This window comes from Paraburkholderia sp. Ac-20342, assembly GCF_017104985.1.
Classification (GTDB): domain Bacteria; phylum Pseudomonadota; class Gammaproteobacteria; order Burkholderiales; family Burkholderiaceae; genus Paraburkholderia.
Window position 1 is genome coordinate 54,932 of sequence record NZ_JAAGPQ010000018.1, and the last position, 13,407, is coordinate 68,338.

The 13,407-nt window shown below is 65.0% G+C and carries 10 protein-coding genes and 1 pseudogene; 4 read left to right on the plus strand and 7 right to left on the minus strand.

Features of this window, described 5'->3' with window-relative positions; all coding sequences use genetic code 11:
* Positions 1-3: 3 nt before the first annotated feature.
* The 3 genes and pseudogenes from pcnB to hda all read right to left on the minus strand — a co-directional run.
* Positions 4-1,617 carry a polynucleotide adenylyltransferase PcnB gene (gene pcnB, locus G3N58_RS10070; protein WP_205999078.1) on the minus strand — a complete coding sequence of 538 codons (1,614 nt, stop codon included), beginning with the start codon at positions 1,615-1,617 and terminating at the stop codon, positions 4-6.
* Complete coding sequence (locus tag G3N58_RS10075; protein ID WP_167036053.1) at positions 1,614-2,300, minus strand: HAD family hydrolase; 687 nt, start codon at positions 2,298-2,300, stop codon at positions 1,614-1,616. The genes pcnB and G3N58_RS10075 overlap by 4 nt, the downstream gene beginning before the upstream one ends.
* A 190-nt stretch (positions 2,301-2,490) precedes the next feature.
* Positions 2,491-3,174 (minus strand): annotated as a pseudogene (gene hda / locus G3N58_RS10080) (DnaA regulatory inactivator Hda); the annotation flags it as partial.
* 311 nt (positions 3,175-3,485) lie between these two features.
* Between hda and purM the strand changes: the two are divergent.
* Entirely contained in the window at positions 3,486-4,553 is a 1,068-nt protein-coding gene (purM, locus tag G3N58_RS10085; protein WP_167036058.1) for a phosphoribosylformylglycinamidine cyclo-ligase, read from the plus strand.
* A 165-nt stretch (positions 4,554-4,718) separates the two neighbouring features.
* On the opposite strand, the gene miaA is transcribed toward purM, so the two are convergent.
* Both miaA and mutL read right to left on the minus strand, forming a co-directional pair.
* A complete protein-coding gene (miaA, locus tag G3N58_RS10090; RefSeq protein ID WP_205999080.1) occupies positions 4,719-5,663 on the minus strand; it encodes a tRNA (adenosine(37)-N6)-dimethylallyltransferase MiaA in 945 nt (314 codons plus the stop codon).
* A gap of 45 nt (positions 5,664-5,708) precedes the next feature.
* Entirely contained in the window at positions 5,709-7,838 is a 2,130-nt protein-coding gene (gene mutL, locus G3N58_RS10095; RefSeq protein ID WP_205999081.1) for a DNA mismatch repair endonuclease MutL, read from the minus strand.
* Positions 7,839-8,056: 218 nt separating this feature from the next.
* Here mutL and G3N58_RS10100 point away from each other — a divergent pair, with 218 nt between their 5' ends.
* Positions 8,057-8,728, plus strand: a complete 672-nt coding sequence (locus G3N58_RS10100; protein WP_205999082.1) for a VTT domain-containing protein — start codon at positions 8,057-8,059, stop codon at positions 8,726-8,728.
* Positions 8,729-8,917: 189 nt separating this feature from the next.
* On the opposite strand, the gene G3N58_RS10105 is transcribed toward G3N58_RS10100, so the two are convergent.
* Together G3N58_RS10105 and G3N58_RS10110 are read right to left on the minus strand one after the other, a co-directional pair.
* The gene (locus tag G3N58_RS10105) at positions 8,918-9,736 is read right to left on the minus strand and encodes a mechanosensitive ion channel family protein (protein ID WP_167036072.1); all 819 of its coding nucleotides are present in this window, start codon (positions 9,734-9,736) and stop codon (positions 8,918-8,920) included.
* Between the two features lie 193 nt (positions 9,737-9,929).
* Complete coding sequence (locus tag G3N58_RS10110) at positions 9,930-10,304, minus strand: hypothetical protein (protein WP_167036075.1); 375 nt, start codon at positions 10,302-10,304, stop codon at positions 9,930-9,932.
* A 20-nt stretch (positions 10,305-10,324) separates the two neighbouring features.
* On the opposite strand from G3N58_RS10110, the gene G3N58_RS10115 reads away from it, so the two are divergent.
* Positions 10,325-10,576 carry a hypothetical protein gene (locus tag G3N58_RS10115; RefSeq protein WP_167036078.1) on the plus strand — a complete coding sequence of 84 codons (252 nt, stop codon included), beginning with the start codon at positions 10,325-10,327 and terminating at the stop codon, positions 10,574-10,576.
* Between the two features lie 392 nt (positions 10,577-10,968).
* The gene (katG, locus tag G3N58_RS10120) at positions 10,969-13,185 is read left to right on the plus strand and encodes a catalase/peroxidase HPI (protein WP_205999083.1); all 2,217 of its coding nucleotides are present in this window, start codon (positions 10,969-10,971) and stop codon (positions 13,183-13,185) included.
* Positions 13,186-13,407: the final 222 nt, after the last annotated feature.

The following is a 13,407-nucleotide window of genomic DNA, read 5'->3' on the forward strand; positions in this document are numbered from 1 at the left end:
GCGTCAGTCTTCGTGCGAGCCTGCGTGGCCCGCGTCGTTGTCCGTGCGTTCGGCTGGTGTGCCGCCCTCCATTCCGTCACCTGATTTGCGGTTTCTGGCGCCTCCGCGCCGCCGGCGTTTTCTGGGGCTCCGGTCCTTCCCGCCTTGCGTGAGCAATGTCTCGCGCGCGGCGGCGTCTCCTTCGATGAACTCCGTCCACCATGCGCCGGCCGACTCGTCGAGTTCGCCCGAGGCGCAGCGCAACAGGAGGAAATCATACCCCGCTCTAAATCTTTGGTGTTCCAGCAGCTTCAGCGCGCTGCGGCCCGAACGTTTTTCGAGGCGCAGCTGCAGGCCCCAGATCTCGCGCATGTCGGCCGAGAAGCGCTTGTGGATCGCGAGTTTCTCGGTTTGCATGTCGAGCACTTCGTCCATCGCGCGATGCAGCGCGGGCACCGGGTACTCGCCTTCGGCCTCGAATTTCTGCCAGCGCTGCTGCACGTCGTGCCACAGCAGCGTCGCGAACAGGAAGCCCGGCGAGACCGGCTTGCCGGCCAGCACGCGCGCGTCGGTGCTGGAGAGCGCGAGCGAGATGAATTTCTCGCCGGTCGGCTGTTCGAGCACGACGTCGAGCAGCGGCAGCAGTCCGTGATGCAGGCCTTCCTGGCGCAGCCGCTTCAGGCATGCGAGCGCGTGACCCGACAGCATGAGCTTGAGCATCTCGTCGAACAGACGCGCGGCGGGCACGTTGTTGATGAGGTCGGCCATCTTCTTGATCGGCGCGCGCGTTGCGTCGTCGATCTCGAAGCCGAGCTTGGCGGCGAAACGCACGACGCGCAGCATGCGCACCGGGTCTTCGCGATAGCGCGTGGCCGGGTCGCCGATCATGCGCAGCAGGTGTGCGCGGATGTCGGCCATGCCGTTGTGGTAGTCCAGCACGGTTTGCGTGGCCGGATCGTAGTACATCGCGTTGATCGTGAAGTCGCGGCGCGTGGCGTCTTCGTGCTGCTCGCCCCAGACGTTGTCGCGCAGCACGCGGCCGCTCGCGTCGACCGCATGGGTGCGGCGGTCGAGCTCGTCGCGCTTCAGGCGCTTCGGCGGCGCGGCGTCGGCCGCGGGCGGATCGACGAGCGCGCGGAACGTCGAGGTCTCGATGATTTCCTGGCCGAACTGCACGTGCACGATCTGGAAGCGCCGGCCGATGATGCGAGCGCGGCGGAACAGCTTCTGCACCTGTTCGGGCGTCGCGTCGGTCGCGACGTCGAAGTCTTTCGGTTTCACGCCGAGCAGCAGGTCGCGCACCGCACCGCCGACGATGAACGCACGGTAGCCCGCCTGTTGCAGACCTTCGGTGACGCGGATCGCGTTGCGCGAGATCAGCGTGGGGTCGATGCCGTGCACGTCGTGCGGAATGATGACGGGCGCGTCCGGTTCGCGCGGCGCTTTGGCGGCGGCCGCGGCGGATTTGCGGCGCGGCTTCGCGGCCGTGCCGGAAGCGCTCGTGCCGGCGCCGGACTTGCCGCGCGCCGATGCGTTGCCTTTGGCGTCGCCGGCCTCGGCGTGGGTTTCGGCGGAGAGCGTGTCGTCAGCGGTCGCCGCGTCCTGGCCGAAGAGCTTGCGAATGAGTTTCTTGATCACGAGGGTTGAAAGAGTTCGAGGATGCGCCAGCCTTTGGCTTGCGCATGGGCGCGCAACGTGTCGTCCGGATTGGTCGCGATGGGATCGGTGACTTTTTCGAGCAGCGGGATGTCGTTGTGCGAATCGCTATAGAAATAGCTGTGCTCGAAGTCGCTCCAGTTCTTGCCGAGCGAGGCGAGCCACATTTCGGTGCGCACGATCTTGCCTTCCTTGTAGCTCGGCGTGCCGGTCGGGCGGCCCGTGTAAGCGCCGTGCGGATCGCCGCCGACGGTTTCCGCCTCGCAGGCGATCAGCGCGTCGACGCCGAATGCCTGGGCGATCGGCCGCGTGATGAATTCGTTGGTGGCGGTGACAACGCAGCAGAGGTCGCCCGCTTCGCGGTGCTGCTTCACGAGTTCGAGCGCGGCCGGCAGGATGGCCGGCGTGATGACCTCGTGCATGTACTGCGCGTGAAGGTCGGCAAGCTGCGCGCGCGAGTACCTGGCGAGCGGCGTCAGCATGGCGATCAGATAAGCGTGAATGTCGAGCTGGCCGGCTTTGTAGTCGGCGTAGAAGCGGTCGTTTTCACGGGCGAAATTTTCGGCGTCGACCATGCCTTTTTTCACCATGAAGCGGCCCCATTCGTGGTCGCTGTCGGTGGGAATGAGCGTGTGGTCGAGATCGAAGAGTGCGAGGTTAGCCATGGGGGCCTATTTTACTTGAAGCGGGAGAGACGGCGTATGAACCTGCCGGGTCGGCCAGGGACGCGCCGGTGCCCGGGCCTTCGTGCGCGGCGGCCGGGCCGGATGCGGATGAGGCTGGCGCAGCGGATGCCCCCCCTGCGGCCGGGCCGGTAATGGAGCCCGTGGAACCGCCGCGCCGCTCGTCCGCGCCGGGCGATGCGAGCATCGTGCGCAACAGCGGCAGCGTGACCGCGCGCTTCTGTTCGAGCGAGAAGCGGTCGAGCGCGTCGAGCAGCGCCATCAGGCTCGGCATGTCGCGGCGAAAATGCGTGAGCAGGTAGGCCGGCACGTCGTCGGCGAGCATGATGCCGCGCTCGCGCGCCGCGCGTTTGAGCACCGCGGCCTTGGCGTCGTCGGGCAGCGGCGCGAGATGAAACACGAGACCCCAGCCGAGCCGCGTGCGCAGATCCTCGCGCACGGTCATGCCGATCGGTGGCGCGTTGCCCGCGGCGACCAGCGCACTGGTCGGGTGCGCGCGTACTTCGTTGAAGAGGTTGAACACGGCGATCTGCTGCGCGGCCGACAGCGCATCGCAGTCGTCGATCGCATAGAGCGCGACGCGCGGATCGAAGCCGAACGCGGCGAGGCTGCTCTGCGGGCCGGCGAAGCGCGCATGGCCCGGCGGCGCTTCGTGCACGAGCGCCTGCAGCAGGTGCGTGCGGCCGCTGCCGGCTTCGCCCCAGACGTAGAAGGTGCGATCGGCGACCGGCCCGGCGGCGAGCGCGTTGTCGAGCTCGCGCAGACGCGTGACCAGCTCGGCGTTCGCGCCGGCGAAAAAATTGTCGAATGTCGAGGGCGGCGGGGTGCCGAGATCGAGCGTCAGTTGACGAAGCACAGTAGGTTAATGCCGAATTAATGCCGAAAATAAGGCTCGGGCCGCACCGGGCCCGAACCTCGGGGCCTGAAGCGTCAAGCAAGCCGATCAATCAAGCGGGTCAATCAGCGCTCAGTGGTTGCAGGGCGTGCTCGCCGGGTTGCCGGGCCGCGCGTCGCGCGAACGCGGCGGATGGAATCGCGCGTGGTGGCGGCACGGGAATCGGAGTGTCGTAGGACAAACTCGTTTCCGGCTGGGTCGAACGCGCGAATTCCAGCCAGGCGGCCGGCATCGGGTAAAATCGCATTTTACCGACCTTCGAGCTCTTCCCCATGAATCAACCGAAATCCACCCCGTCTTCAACCGATTCGGCCCAAGGTTTGTCGTATCGCGACGCCGGCGTGGACATCGATGCGGGCGACGCCCTCGTCGACGCCATCAAGCCCTTTGCCAGGAAGACTCTGCGCGACGGCGTGCTGGGCGGCATCGGCGGATTCGGCGCGCTGTTCGAAGTGCCGAAGAAGTACAAGGAGCCGGTGCTCGTGTCCGGCACCGACGGCGTCGGTACCAAGCTGCGCCTCGCGTTCCAGCTGAACCGCCACGACACGGTCGGTCAGGACCTCGTCGCGATGAGCGTCAACGACATCCTCGTGCAGGGCGCCGAGCCGCTGTTCTTTCTCGACTACTTCGCCTGCGGCAAGCTCGAAGTCGGCACGGCGGCCACCGTCGTCAAAGGCATCGCGCACGGTTGCGAACTGTCGGGCTGCGCGCTGATCGGCGGCGAAACGGCGGAAATGCCCGGCATGTACCCGGACGGCGAGTACGACCTGGCCGGTTTCGCGGTCGGCGCGGTGGAAAAGAGCAAGATCATCGACGGCAGCAAGATCGCTCCGGGCGACGTGGTGCTCGGTCTCGCGTCGAGCGGCATTCATTCGAACGGTTTCTCGCTGGTGCGCAAGATCATCGAGCGCGCCAATCCCGATCTGAACGCAGAGTTCGACGGCCGCACGCTGGCCGACGCGCTGATGGCGCCGACGCGCATCTACGTGAAGCCGCTGCTCGCGCTGATGCAGCAGATCGAGGTCAAGGGCATGGCGCACATTACGGGCGGCGGCCTCGTCGAGAACATTCCGCGCGTGCTGCGCGACGGTCTGACGGCCGAGCTCGATCAGCGCGCATGGCCGCTGCCGCCGCTGTTCTCGTGGCTGCAGAAGCACGGCGGTGTCGCCGATGCGGAAATGCACCGTGTGTTCAACTGCGGTATCGGCATGGCGGTGATCGTGGCGGCGGCGGATGCCGAGGCGGCGATCGGTTCGCTGTCCGCGGCGGGCGAGCAGGTCTGGAAGATCGGCACGGTTCGCGCAAGCGCGGCCGGCGAAGCGCAGACGGTGGTGGTCTAAGGGTTTAAGGTTTGAGCGGTTCGCGCGGCTTCCTCAGGGCGTCGCGCGGGCCGCGGTGGTTCAAGGTTGTTCAGGTCGGTTCGAATGTGCTTGAACTATTTGTTTGAACTTCGAAGAGCCGGTTCCGGATTCTTCAGATTCGCGTTTTCCTTCTCTCCCGGCTGTTCAGGCCAGTGCCTCGATCAACTCCACCACCCGCGCCGTTGCGTGCGGATCGCAGCAATCCACCACATTTCGCTCCGTCATGCTGCGCAGCCACGTAAGCTGGCGCTTGCATAGCTGACGCGTCGCGAAGACTCCCTTGTCGCGCATGGTTGGGTAATCGACCGCGCCGTCGAGGTATTCCCACACCTGCCGATAGCCGACACAACGCATCGACGGCATCTCGGGCAGCAGATCGCCGCGCGCGCGCAGCTTCGCGACTTCATCGACGAAACCGTGCGCAAGCATCGCGTCGAAGCGCTGCTCGATACGCTGGTGCAGTACGCCGCGCTCGGAGGGCTCCAGCGCGATCGGCACGAAGCGCCAGGCCGACGCGGCAGCGTCGACGCGCGCGGGCGCAGCAAGCAGCGTCGCCATCGGCTGGCCGGTCAGCATGAACACTTCGAGCGCGCGCTGGATGCGCTGCGAATCGTTCGGCGCGAGGCGCGCGGCCGTGACCGGATCGACCGCGGCGAGCCGCGCGTGCAGCGCAGGCCAGCCGTCGCGCGCGGCGTCGGCGTCGAGTGCTGCGCGCACGTCGGCATCGGCGGCGGGCAAATCGTTGAGCCCCTGCGTGAGCGCCTTGTAGTACAGCATCGTGCCGCCGACCAGCAGCGGTAGCCGGCCGCGCGCATGAATCTCGCCGACGAGCCGCAGCGTGTCGGCGCGAAACTGCGCGGCCGAATACGAGTCGGCCGGATCGACGATATCGATCAGATGATGCGGCGTGGCCGCGCGTTCTGCGGCGGTCGGCTTGGCGGTGCCGATGTCCATCTCGCGATAGACGAGCGCCGAATCGACGCTGATGATCTCGACCGGCCGCCGCGCGGCCAGCGCGAGCGCGGCGGCGGTTTTGCCGGACGCGGTCGGGCCGAGCAGGCAGGGGATCGGAGCAGGGTGTGACGTCATGGGCAAGCGGGCGCGCGTCGCAACGGTTTCATTCAACGCAGCGCGTTATTGCCCGCGCATGAACAGCCGATCGAGATCGGCGAGCGTCAGCTGATACCAGGTCGGCCGCCCGTGGTTGCATTGGTCGGCGCGTTCGGTTGCTTCCATCTGGCGCAACAGCGCGTTCATTTCGTCGAGCGTCAGACGCCGGTTCGCGCGTACCGCGTGATGGCAGGCGAGCGTGCCGAGCAGTTCGTGCTGGCGCTCGGTCAGCACGCGCGAGCCACCGAACGCGTGCAGGTCGGACAGTACCGCGCGCGCGAGCGCCTGCAGATCGGCGTCTTTCAGCAGCGCGGGCACCGCGCGGATCGCGAGCGTGGTTGGCGAGAGCACCGCGAGGTCGAAGCCGAGCGCGTCGAGCGTGTCGCGCTCTTCCTCGACCGTGCCGATTTCGACCGGGTCGGCCTGCATCGTCTGCGGGATCAGCAGCGGCTGCACGGCAATTGCGCGATCGGCGAGCGCGTTCTTGAACTGCTCGTAGAGGATGCGTTCGTGCGCGGCGTGCATGTCGACGATCACGAGCCCGTGGCGATTCTGCGCGAGCACATAGATGCCGTGAACCTGGCCGAGCGCGAAGCCGAGCGGCTGGTCGTCGGCGGCGTCGAACGTGCTTGCGCCGAACGGTGCGGCGGAAAACGGCGCGGCGGGCGCCGCTGTGCCATAGGGCGCGGTCGTTTCGGCGGCCGAATCGCGCGCCTCGAACAGCGAGGCCCCTTCGACCCGCCCGGCAAGCGGGTCCTTGCGGCCGAACAGCGCGTCGTAGCCCGCGAGCGGTTGCGCGACCGGCAGCGTGCCTTGCGTCATGCGCGCCTGGCGCATCCAGGTGTTGCCGGGCTGCGAGCCGCCGAATCCGCCGGAGCCGGTGCGGGCGCCGGTGCCGAAACCGGCTCCCGAAGCGCCGCCTGACATACCGGCACCCGAGCCGAAGCCGCCGCCCGCGCTGCCGGCACCGCCTGCGCTACTTGCACCACTTGCACCGCCCAACGGCGTCGCCCCAAACGAAGCCGGCTCACCCGCTGTCGGCTCCAGGTGTGCCGCATGTCCGCCCGCCGTCGTTTCCGGCGACGCGCCCGCGTGCCGCGCAAGCGCGCGCTGCACCGCGTGGAACACGAACTGGTGGATCGAGCGCGAATCGCGGAAACGCACTTCGATCTTCGACGGATGCACGTTCACGTCGACGCCTTCGGGCGGCAGATCGAGGAACAGCACGTAGGACGGAAAGCGCTCGCCGTGCAGCACGTCTTCATAAGCGGCGCGCACCGCGTGGGTGAGCAGCTTGTCGCGCACGAAGCGGCCGTTGACGAAGAAATACTGCTGGTCGGCGCGGCCGCGGCTCGCGGTCGGCAGACCGGCGCAGCCGTAGATCGCAAGCGGACCGGCGGCTTCGTCGAGCGGCAGATGGGCGGTCGCGAATGTGTCGCCGAGAATCTTCGCGACGCGCACGGGCGGCTCGCTCGCGTTCCAGTGCTCGACGGCCTTGCCGTTATGCAGCACCGAAATCGCGACGTCGGGACGCGCGAGCGCGGCGCGGCGAATCTGTTCGAGGCAATGGCCGAGTTCGGTCTGTTCGCTTTTCAGGAATTTGCGGCGCGCGGGCGTGTTGAAGTACAGCTCGCGGACTTCGATCGTCGTGCCTTGCGTGCCGGCCGCGGGACTCAGCACGCCGGTTTCCGCGTCGATGCGCACCGCGTGCGGCGCGTCGGCCGTGCGGCTCGTGATGCTCATCTGCGCGACCGATGCGATCGACGCCAGCGCTTCGCCGCGGAACCCGAGCGTCGCGACCGCTTCGAGTTCGGCGAGCGAGCGGATCTTGCTGGTCGCGTGGCGCGTCAGGGCGAGCGCGAGTTCGTTTTCGGGGATGCCGCAGCCGTCATCGGTAATCGAAATGCGTTTGACGCCGCCTTCGTCGAGCAGGATGCGCAGCGTTTGCGCGCCCGCGTCGAGCGCATTTTCGAGCAGTTCCTTGACCACCGAGGCCGGCCGTTCGACCACTTCGCCGGCGGCGATCTGGCTGATCAGTTGATCGGGCAGGGGCTGGATCGCGCGCAACGGACGCGGCGCGGGCGCGGTGCCGGACGTGTCGGGGTGCGCGGCCGAGGCGGGGGCGCCGGCAGGCGTTTCGGAAAATTCTGACATGGCGAAATTATAGCGACTCGGCGCCAGGGGCTCGCGGGCATGCCTCATGCGTGCCGATCGTACGGCCCGGTGCGGCAGATTTTTAATCGCGCCGAGGCACTTTATGTATCATGTCGCGGTCAATTCGCAACGGTTTGCGATACTGCATGCCGGCTCTCTCCGCAGGCCGCGCGGCGGCCGTTTTTCCACGCTCATATTCGCTCGATAAAGGACGTTCCTTGGATACGTTGCTACATTTCGTCAACCTTGTCCTGCACATCGACAAGTTTCTCGGGGACTTCATTCACGTGTACGGCGCCTGGGTCTATGCGGTGCTGTTCCTGATCGTGTTCGCCGAAACCGGGCTCGTCGTTCTGCCGTTTCTGCCGGGCGATTCGCTGCTGTTCATCGGCGGCGCTTTCTGCGCGACCGGGCAGATGAACCTCGGCGCGCTGATCCTGCTGCTGCTGATCGCGGCGGTCACCGGCAATACCACCAACTATCTGATCGGGCGCGCCATCGGGCCGCGCGTGTTCAATTCGCATATTCCGGTGCTCGAGCGCTTTCTCGATCGCGCCGCGCTGCAGAGGACGCACAACTTCTACGAGAAGCACGGCGGCAAGACCATCGTGCTCGCACGCTTCATCCCGGTCGTGCGGACCTTTGCGCCGTTCGTCGCGGGCGCCTCGACGATGACGTGGAGCCGGTTCCAGTTCTTCAACGTCATCGGTGCGCTGTCGTGGGTGCTGCTGCTCGTGCTGCTCGGCTACTTCTTCGGCAACATCCCGTTCATCCGTCAGTATCTGAACGTGATCGTGCTCGTCGGTATCGGCGCGGCGATCGTGCCGGTCGTGCTCGGCGGCCTGTGGAAGATGCTGCGCAAGAATGGCGCGAATGCGAGTAACCGCTGAGGTGAGGCGATATCCGCATACCGGTATCGGGTGATAGTGCCGGCCCGTTTCGGGGTACGGATCGGGGCATGAAAATCGGGGCATGAATCAGAGCATGAAAAAGGGGGCGCTAGTTTAGCGACCCCTTTTTCATGGTGCCTGCTGTACTGAAGCCGTATTTCCTGTCTGCGCGCCCGTCGCCTTTTCCGATCAATCGCGTGTGACTGCGCGCGGCGCCAGCGGCGTTTCCGGCGTCGGATAACCGGCTTCCTTGAAGGTCTCTATGATCGCGCGATTCGTGTCGAAATAGACCTGCCAGTAGTTCTGGTTCGACGTATAAGGGCGCACGCACAGCAAAGGCCCTTCCGGCGTGAAGCTCAATACCTCGATATCCGGCGCGGGGCTCTCGACGACATTGGGAATTTTCGTCACGGCCGCTTTGAGGCGCGCCATCGCATCGGCCGGGTCGACGCCATTGGCGATCTTCGCCGTCAGCTCGACCCGGCGCACCGGCAAGACGCTGTAGTTCGAGATCGTATCGGAGAAGATCTTGTTGTTGCCGACGATCGTCGTGACGTTGTCGGGCGTCACGATCGTGGTGCCGAACAGACCCAGTTCCGTGACCGTGCCGGTGACGCCGGCCGCGGTGACGAAATCGCCGACCTTGAACGGCCGCAGCACCTGCATGAATATGCCGGCCGCGAAGTGCGCGAGCAGACCGCCCCATGCCGTGCCGATCGCGAGACCGAGACCGGCGAGCAAGGCCGCGAACGAAGTGGTCTGTACGCCGAAGATCTGCAGGATCGCAAGAACGAGCAGCAGGTTCAGCAAGGCGCCGACAATCGAGCTGAGATAGTGAGCGAGAGTGGGATCGACACGGCCGTTGCGCACGACCAGCTTGCGCAGCAGCCCGGTGATGAGGCCGATGATCCAGCGGCCGACGATCCACAGGACGATTGCCCCGACGACCTTGGTGCCGAGGTCGATGCCTCGGGTCATGATGAAGACACGTACGGTTTCAAGATCCAAGATGTACCTCGTTGGATAAGTTGCCATGAACTGATTGAACGGCGCTGGTGCAATACAGCGGCAAATGCTTAGGCGACGGGCGCGACCGGCGAAACCCGGTCCTCGGGAGTTATAGCCGACCGCGCCCGCATGCGCAAGGACCGTTCCTGCTCGTGGCGAAGGCGCTCGGCGTGCGTCGGGCCGGCGCGTCGGCTCAGATACGCAGACGCGATTCCGAATACGGCGACGTGGAGATCACGATCGTCTTGCAGGCGTCGAGCTTCGTCGAGCGTCGGCGGCGTGCCACGTAGTGCCATGCGAACGCGACCATGATCGCCAGCACATAGGCGCCCGAGCGCTGGAAAAATGTTGCCGTTCGTGAAAATTGCCCGTAGCGGCTCTGCGCATCGGCGAACACGACGAAGGTCAGCACGATATCGAGGACAAGTGCGATCGCGGCGAGTGCGGCGAACACGCGCGGACCACTCAGCGTGGCGCCGGCGCCGAGCCGGTTGTACAGGCCGCACGCGAGCGACACGCCCGCAAGCAGGGCGAGATTGACAAGGATGTCTAACAGAAAGTGGGTCATATCGATCCAATGAAAGCGTAGTGCGCCGTGGCGTCGCCGAAACGTCCGCTTGTGCAACGTATCGGGCATGCCGTGTTGATCTGGCGGCGGCGATCATTACATATCTTCCTGTCTCGATAAATAAGCACGCGATGTCGATCGAGCACAAACCGCAACGCGGCTATGCAACGGACATTGGCAAAAATTTTGCGTCTGCAACATTTTTTGTCGCCCGTCTTTGTCGCCAATCATCACGTATGAAAACCGGACGTGAATTAACCGTCTACGGCTGATGTCCACGAAGCACTTCCATCGAGCTCTATGCGTACGGGCTATTTGAATTGAATGCCTCGGCTGCGAACCTGACACATCGCTGTCGCTCGTGCGCAGTAATCTCTTTCCTATACTGGCCCGGGATTGCGCATGGAAAGCCGCGCCCGATTGCTGCCTCTCGACGTATTCGCAACACGATCGGCCAATTGCGCGTAGAGTCAACGCCTGCGCATGATGTCGAGGTGTGATCGACGGCAGCGCAGCGAGCTATACGGCGTTAGTTTTTTTCTCTCGCCCGAATCGAATAAGTCAATTTCCGTTGCCGACCCGAAGCCAATATTATGTCTAAGGTACCCGGAGTTTGGCCGAGGCCGGGTAGGTAATCATTGAACACGGTTGAAGGAGATAACGCATGTCAAGCGAAGCAAAATGCCCATTCAAGCATACTGCCGGGAGTGGCACGACCAACCGCGACTGGTGGCCGAAGCAGTTGCGACTGGACCTGCTCAGCCAACATTCCACCAAGTCCAATCCGCTGGACAAGGACTTCAACTACGCTGAAGCATTCAAGAGTCTCGATCTGGCTGCCGTCAAGAAGGATCTCGCGGCGCTGATGACCGACTCGCAGGAGTGGTGGCCGGCCGACTTTGGTCACTATGGGCCGCTGTTTATCCGTATGGCATGGCATAGCGCCGGCACGTACCGCACCGGCGATGGCCGTGGAGGTGGCGGCCGCGGTCAGCAGCGGTTCGCGCCGCTCAACAGCTGGCCCGATAACGTCAGCCTCGACAAGGCCCGTCGTCTGCTGTGGCCGATCAAGCAAAAATATGGCCAGAAGATTTCCTGGGCCGATCTGCTGATCCTCACCGGCAACGTCGCGCTCGAAACCATGGGCTTCAAGACTTTCGGTTTCGCCGGCGGTCGCGAGGACACGTGGGAGCCGGACCACGACGTCTATTGGGGCGCGGAAACGACCTGGCTCGGTGGCGATCTGCGCTATGGCAAGGGTGCGGCTGCCGACCCGCAGACACAGAGCGCCGAGGCAGGCCGCAATCTCGAGAATCCGCTCGGCGCGGTGCAGATGGGTCTCATCTACGTGAACCCCGAAGGGCCGGATGGCAATCCCGATCCGCTCGCGGCGGCTTTCGACATTCGCGATACGTTCGGGCGCATGGCGATGAACGACGAGGAAACCGTTGCGCTGATCGCCGGCGGCCACACGTTCGGCAAGACGCACGGCGCTGGTCCGGCCAGCAACGTCGGCCCTGAACCCGAAGCGGCCGACCTCGAGAACCAGGGGCTCGGCTGGCGCAACAGCTTCGGCACCGGCAGTGGCCGCGACGCGATCACGAGCGGTCTCGAAGTGACGTGGACTACCACGCCGACGAAGTGGGGCATGGGCTTCTTCGAAAACCTGTTCGGCTACGAATGGGAACTGACGAAGAGCCCGGCCGGCGCGCATCAATGGGTCGCGAAGAACGCGGGCGAAACCATTCCGCATGCCTATGACGCGTCGAAAAAGCTGCTGCCGACGATGCTCACGACCGATCTCTCGCTGCGCTTCGATCCGGCCTACGAAAAAATCTCGCGCCACTTCATGGCGAATCCGGATGCGTTCGCCGATGCGTTCGCGCGTGCATGGTTCAAGCTGACGCACCGCGACATGGGTCCGCGCTCGCGCTACCTCGGCCCGGAAGTGCCGGCTGAAGAACTGCTCTGGCAAGACCCGATTCCGGCCGTGAATCATCCGCTCGTCGACGCGCAGGACATTGCCGCGCTCAAGCAGAAAATCCAGGCATCGGGCCTTAGCGTCGCGCAACTGGTGTCGACCGCGTGGGCCTCGGCTTCGACCTTCCGCGGCTCGGATATGCGCGGCGGCGCCAACGGTGCGCGTATCCGTCTTGCACCGCAAAAGGACTGGGACGCCAACCAGCCCGCGGAACTGGCGAAGGTGCTGAAGGTGCTCGAAGGCATCCAGAGCGAGTTCAACGGCGGCGCAGCGGGCGGCAAGAAGGTCTCGCTCGCGGACCTGATCGTGCTGGCGGGCGGCGTCGGTATCGAGCAGGCGGCACAGAAGGCCGGCCAGAGTGTCGAAGTGCCGTTCTCGCCGGGCCGCATGGATGCCTCGCAGGAGCAGACCGACGTGGAATCGGTCGGCATGCTCGAACCGGTTGCCGATGGTTTCCGCAACTACCTGAAGGGCAAGTTCGCGTTGCCGGCCGAAGCGCTGCTGATCGACAAGGCGCAACTGCTGACGCTGAGCGCGCCGGAAATGACGGCACTGGTCGGCGGTCTGCGCGTGCTGAACGTCAATGCCGGCAAGCATGCGCAGGGCGTCTTCACCGATCGTCCCGAAACGCTGAGCAACGACTTCTTCCGCAACCTGCTCGATATGAACACAGAGTGGAAGCCGCTCTCCGAGGAGCGGGATGCGTTCGAGGGACGTGATCGCAAGACCGGTCAGGTGAAGTGGACCGGTTCGCGCGTCGATCTGGTGTTCGGTTCGAACTCCGTGTTGCGCTCTCTCTCTGAAGTCTATGCAAGCGGAGACGGGCAGCAGAAGTTCCTTCGCGACTTTGTCGCCGCATGGGTCAAGGTGATGAACCTCGACCGGTTCGATCTCGCCTGAGCGGGCCCATGACCTCGCCGGGACGAAGCGTTCCGGCGAGGTCGGCAAGTACGCGAATCGACGCGAGTCCGACATGAAGCCGTGATGCCTTGCGGCACTTTGCTTCGGAAAACCACCAAGGGTTACAGCGCTTCATGCCTGTAACCCTTTGTTGTTCGTGGCGAGCGGTATGGATTCGACGACCCGCACTCAGCCTGTCGGAGAAGGGGGGAAGCCACTGGA